Raw genomic sequence first — 2504 nt, 5'->3', positions numbered from 1 at the left:
CCACCCGGGCGCCCGCGGTTCGATGACTCGGCGGGAAGCGCGCGTCGGCAGGTCCCCGGCCCGCCGGTGAGCCGCTCTCCCCGGCGTTGACGCGGCCGGGGGCCACGGGCCGGCCCGCTGCCCCCACCGTGACGAGCACCGGGCGGACAGGTTCCCCTCCCCGGCACTCCGGGAGGTGCTCCCCCGTGTCCGTTCGGCCCGGGCGAGCCGGCGCCGTCGCCTCCACCGCACCGCGCGACGACTCGCGAGAACCTCGCCGCGCGTCTGAACCCGTCGGGCCGCGCGTGCGTAGGGAGGACGGGAAGACACCCGTGTCCGCGTTCCGCGGCACCCGCCGCACAGCGACCTCTCGAGGAGTGCCGATGAGCACCGCACGCATCAGCGATCGACTGACGAGCCGCCAGCCCCTCGTACTGGGCCTGTTCCGGATGGTCCTGGGGCTGCTGTTCACCAGTGAGGGTGCCGCCACGGTCTTCGGGGTGCTGGACCGGACGGCCAGCCCGGTGGGCGACTGGCCGTTCTGGTACGCCGGGGTGATCGAGCTGACGTGCGGCGTCCTCGTCCTTCTGGGGGTCGCGACGCGCGGTGCGGCCTTCGTCAGCTCGGGCATCATGGCCTTCGCCTACTTCACGGAGCATCAGAAGGACGGCCTGTTCCCCCTGCAGAACGGCGGTCTCGCCCCCGCCCTGTTCTGCTGGGGTTTCCTGCTCATCGTGTTCTTCGGACCGGGCGCCCTGTCCCTGTCGGGCCTCGCGGGCAGGGGGAGGACCGACGTCCGGCCGTCCACGCGTCCGGAGCCCGGCCGGCGGGTGGCCGAGTAGGCGGCGCCGGGACGGGGGCGTCCGGCACGCCCTCGTCCCGCCGCATCCCGTTCCGGCCGCCCCTCCGGTGCGCCGACGGCCGGTTCGGGGCCGTTCCGCGACGTCCACGCGGGGCGGCGCCGCCCGCCGGCCGGGCGGAACCGCCGCCCCGAGGACCCTGCGGCGGTGTCGACTCCATCGGCCCCGGCCTCCGTCACGTTCCCGCACGCACGGGTGGCCGCGATCGTTCCGGACCGCCGTCGGCCGTGCTCAGCGCTCCGGTGGTTTCGGAGGTCCCTGGCGCCGGTCGCCGCTGTGCCGGCGGAGCCGGTCGGTGTGGCGGACGACGTCGTCGACACGGGCGGCGAGGTCGGGATGGCCGGACGCCAGGTGCGCGCGCGTCACCGCCAGGGGGCCGATGAGGGCGGCGGCGTCGTCCTCGGCGAGCGCCGCGGTGAGTCCGGCGAGAGGGGTGCGGGCGGCGGCGGGGAGATCGGTGAGCGCGGTGATCTGGCCGGCGAGCCCGCGCAGGTCCGCGGCGTTGGCGCGGGCCCACGCGGTGACGGTGCGGTCGGCGGCGCGGCGGTCGCGGGTCGCCCGCACCCGCTGCTCACCCGTGGATCCCGGGTGTCCGGGGCGTACGCGCAGGTAGCGGCGTTCGGCGGCCTGCCGGCTGGAGACGCCCAGGGGGTGGGCGAGGTCGGCCCAGCTGGCGCCTCCCTCCCGGGCCTCTTCGATCAGACCCGGTTCCCACCCGGCGAGCTGATCGCGGACTTCGCGCAGCAGCAGGAGCGCGGCGAGCGCCTGTTCCGAACTGGCCCGGGCGGGCTCGGGGCCCTCCTCGTCCTGTGACGTCCGGGCGGTGCGCAGGGCCTCGTAGATCGTGTGCAGCGCGGAGGCGGCGAGGAAGGACGTGGGGGTGAGACCGCGGGCGCGCGGGGCGGGTCGATCGTCGCTGCTCATGGAGTCTCCAGCGGGCTTGTCGTCATCTCGGTGACATTCAACTTGTCATCACTTGGATGACATGCTACAACGAAGACAGGTGAACCGCACGGGCAGCACAAGTGCCCGGCCCGAACACTGGAGGTGTTTCACGATGTTGATGCGCACCGACCCGTTCCGCGAGCTCGACCGGCTCACCCAGCAGCTCCTGAACACGACCGGTACCTGGTCGCGGCCGTCGGCGATGCCCATGGACGCCTACCGCGAGGGCGAGGAGTACGTGATCGCCCTCGACCTGCCCGGCGTCTCCCCGGACGCGATCGAGATCGACGTCGAGCGGAACATGCTGACCGTCAAGGCCGAGCGACGGCCCGTCACCAAGGCGGACGACGTCCAGATGGAGCTCTCCGAGCGGCCTCTGGGGGTCTTCTCCCGCCAGGTCGTCCTGGCCGACACCCTGGACACCGAGCACATCAAGGCGGACTACGACGCGGGGGTGCTGACCCTGCGCATCCCGATCGCCGAGCGCGCCAAGCCGCGCAGGATCGCCGTCCGCGGCGGCTCCGCCCACAAGGAGATCAGTGGCTGAGTCCCCTTCCGGCCGCGCGGAGACGGGGATGGCCTGCTCCACGGCCGTCCCCCGTGCTCCCTCTCCCTCCCCCGCCCCGTACACGAGAACGCGATGACGGCCGTGCGAGGGGAGGCGTCCCGGGCCGGGTTCCCGGCTCCGGCCCACGGGAAGCCGCCGGGCCGGCCGAAGGG

Annotated in this window: 3 protein-coding genes; 2 read left to right on the top strand and 1 reads right to left on the bottom strand. The window is 74.2% G+C overall.

What is annotated here, in order from left to right; translation table 11 throughout:
- Positions 1-362: 362 nt before the first annotated feature.
- The gene (locus AOK18_RS29120) at positions 363-821 is read left to right on the top strand and encodes a DoxX family protein (protein ID WP_055696254.1); all 459 of its coding nucleotides are present in this window, start codon (positions 363-365) and stop codon (positions 819-821) included.
- A gap of 249 nt (positions 822-1070) precedes the next feature.
- Here the strand turns inward: AOK18_RS29120 and AOK18_RS29115 are convergent, their stop codons facing one another.
- Entirely contained in the window at positions 1071-1763 is a 693-nt protein-coding gene (locus AOK18_RS29115; RefSeq protein ID WP_055696253.1) for a hypothetical protein, read from the bottom strand.
- Positions 1764-1896: 133 nt separating this feature from the next.
- On the opposite strand from AOK18_RS29115, the gene AOK18_RS29110 reads away from it, so the two are divergent.
- On the top strand, positions 1897-2331 hold the full coding sequence (locus tag AOK18_RS29110; protein WP_055574152.1) for an Hsp20/alpha crystallin family protein: 435 nt from the start codon (positions 1897-1899) through the stop codon (positions 2329-2331).
- Positions 2332-2504 lie beyond the last annotated feature (173 nt).

The organism is Streptomyces prasinopilosus (assembly GCF_001419695.1).
In the GTDB taxonomy this organism is placed as follows: Bacteria; Actinomycetota; Actinomycetes; order Streptomycetales; family Streptomycetaceae; genus Streptomyces; species Streptomyces prasinopilosus.
The sequence above is the reverse complement of the archived record's forward strand: the minus strand, read 5'-3'. Positions and strand labels throughout refer to the sequence as shown.